Raw genomic sequence first — 3036 nt, 5'->3', positions numbered from 1 at the left:
ACTGGAAATTGATCCTCAGGCAGGTGCAGTTGCTCGTCCGAAGATGCTTGGCGCGGACACACCGATTCAATCAGAACTMAAAGACGCGCATGTCGTCATCTGGACCACGACACCTTGGACAATCCCCRGCAACCGAGCAGTGAGCTATTCGCCGCGCGTTGCGTATGGGCTGTACGAGGTTGAGTCTGCGGAGAACGATTTCGGTCCCCGTCCGGGTGAAAAGCTGATCTTTGCCGATGCCCTTGCCGAAGAATCGGCAACGAAAGCCAAGCTGACCTTTAAGCACATCAGGACGGTTTCGGCTGATGAACTTGCAGCGATCACGCTTGCTCATCCCTTGAAAGGCCTTGGCGGCGGATATGAATTTCCCGTGCCCATGCTGCCCGGCGATCATGTCACCGACGATGCCGGCACAGGTTTCGTGCATACCTCTCCCAGTCATGGCCGCGAGGATTTCGATGCATGGACGGATGCGCGCAGCGATCTTGAAGCTCGCGGCATTTCTTCGGCAATCCCGTTCACTGTCGATGATGCCGGCTATTATACAAAGGACGCGCCGGGCTTCGGCCCCGACCGTGAAGGCGGTGCCGCGCGCGTTATAGATGACAATGGCAAGAAGGGCGACGCTAATAAGGTCGTTATCGAAGAACTCATTGCCCGCGACGCATTGTTCGCGCGTGGCCGCCTGAAGCATTCCTATCCGCATTCCTGGCGCTCGAAGAAGCCGGTGATCTTCCGCAATACACCGCAATGGTTCGTCTATATGGACAAGGACCTCGGCGATCAGACGACGCTGCGTTCGCGCGCACTTGCCGCGATCGACGAAACACGTTTCGTTCCTGCCGGTGGCCAGAACCGTTTGCGTGCGATGATCGAGGATCGCCCTGACTGGGTGTTGTCGCGCCAGCGCGCCTGGGGTGTGCCGATCTGCGTCTTTGCCGACGAAAACGGCAATGTCCTAAAGGACGACGGCGTCAACGCTCGCATCCTCGAAGCATTCGAGCAGGAAGGAGCCGATGCCTGGTTCGCTGAAGGTGCGCGCGAGCGGTTCCTTGCTGAAAAGGCCAATGAGCCATGGACGCAGGTCCGCGATATTCTCGATGTCTGGTTCGATTCCGGCTCAACCCATGTCTTCACGCTGGAGGACCGGCCGGACCTGAAATGGCCTGCCGATGTCTATCTCGAAGGTTCGGACCAGCATCGCGGCTGGTTCCATTCCTCGCTGCTGGAAAGCTGCGGTACGCGTGGTCGCGCGCCTTACGACACCCTTGTCACTCATGGGTTCACCATGGATGAGGAGGGGCGAAAGATGTCGAAATCGCTCGGCAATACGGTGACGCCGCAGGACGTCATCAAGGATTCCGGTGCGGATATCCTGCGTCTTTGGGTCATGACGACTGATTATTGGGAAGATCAGCGTCTCGGCAAGAACATCATCCAGACCAACATCGACGCCTATCGCAAATTGCGCAACACGATCCGCTGGATGCTTGGCACGCTTGCTCATGATGAGGGCGACGAGATCGCCTATGACGACATGCCAGAGCTCGAGAAGCTGATGCTGCATCGGCTTGCGGAACTCGATGAAGTTGTACGCACGGGCTATGACGCTTTCGAGTTCAAACGTATCACCCGCGCGCTGGTCGACTTCATGAATGTCGAACTCTCGGCCTTCTATTTCGATATCCGCAAGGACTCGCTCTATTGCGATACGCCGTCGAGCATCAGACGCAAAGCCTCGCTTCAAGTCGTGCGCTATCTCTTTGACCGCATCGTCACATGGCTGGCCCCGATGCTGCCGTTCACGATGGAGGAAGCTTGGCTGGACCTCCACAAGGACGCAGTATCGGTACATCTGGAGCAGTTCCGCGAAGCGCCAAAGGAATGGAAGAACGACGAACTCGCCGCCAAATGGCGCAAGGTGAAAGATGTCCGCCGTGTCGTAACTGGTGCGCTCGAACTGGAGAGGGCAAAGAAAACCATCGGCTCGTCCTTGGAGGCGGCGCCTGTGGTCTACATTACCGATCCGGAATTGCTTGCCGCGGTGAAAGGTCTGGATATGGCGGAGATCTGCATCACCAGCGACATCACGATAAAAAGCGAAAAAGCGCCTGCGGATGCGTTTGTCTCCGATGATGTAAAGGGCGTTGCAGTTATATCTCAACGGGCGACGGGCATGAAATGTGCTCGTTCGTGGCGATATACGCACGATGTCGGCTTGGACCCGGCATTTCCTGATGTTTCAGCCCGTGATGCCGAGGCTCTCCACGAGCTGGAAAAACTTGGAAAGCTAGCTGTTTAGAGAAGAAATGCGGATTGCTGGATAAAGTGATCCGCATATTCCTCTGTAAAAACATGCACAGACTTGCTTAATCTAATTGGCCTCATGTAAAAGGCTTGCCATTGAGTTGCCTGATTTTAGAGGCAGGGCATAGATCAAGCACAATTGATCGGCAGTCAGAACTGCCCAGACATGGGTTGGAAATAGCGAGTATGGATTTGAACGGACGCATTACGGTTTTTGGTGCACTGGTCGCGTCACTGGCCCTTGGCGGCTGCATGTCGTCGCCCACCTATGGTACGGACAAGACTGCTGGCAGCCAGCTCCTTGACGACGTATCGAACATGGCCTCCTTCGGTTCATCCAAGAAGAAAAACCAGATCGCTTACAACCCGCGTCCTGAACTGGTCCGCCCAGCCGAGGGCAGGGTAGCACAACTGCCAGCACCGCAGAATGATGTCGTGACAACCGACAGCGCAAACTGGCCGGAATCGCCCGAGGCGCGGCGCAAGCGCATACGCGACACAGCGACTGCCAACCAGAACAATCCGAACTTTACGCCTGAAGTTGAGAACGACATGCCTCTTGCCCAGCGATCTTCTGGCAAGCCGGAATATGGGTTCTTCAACGACAAATCTCCCGCCAATCAAGGATCGAAAAGCAGTGCGGCCGCAGATTTTCGCGCTCGCAAGCTTGCGTCAACAGCCGGATCGCCAACGACGCGCCGCTACCTGAGCGAGCCGCCACTTGAATAC

Annotated in this window: 2 protein-coding genes; both read left to right on the top strand. The window is 56.4% G+C overall.

Features of this window, described 5'->3' with window-relative positions:
* Nucleotides 1-2302, top strand: a 2302-nt coding sequence (locus ACXJ5O_RS23060; protein WP_457301943.1) for an isoleucine--tRNA ligase, incomplete at its 5' end; no start/stop codon positions are given.
* A gap of 191 nt (nucleotides 2303-2493) precedes the next feature.
* Nucleotides 2494-3036 (top strand): hypothetical protein (locus tag ACXJ5O_RS23055; RefSeq protein WP_457301942.1); only part of this gene is annotated, 543 nt, incomplete at its 3' end.

It is taken from the genome of Phyllobacterium sp. P5_D12 (assembly GCF_054049495.1).
This window is presented reverse-complemented; position numbering and strand designations above follow the sequence as displayed.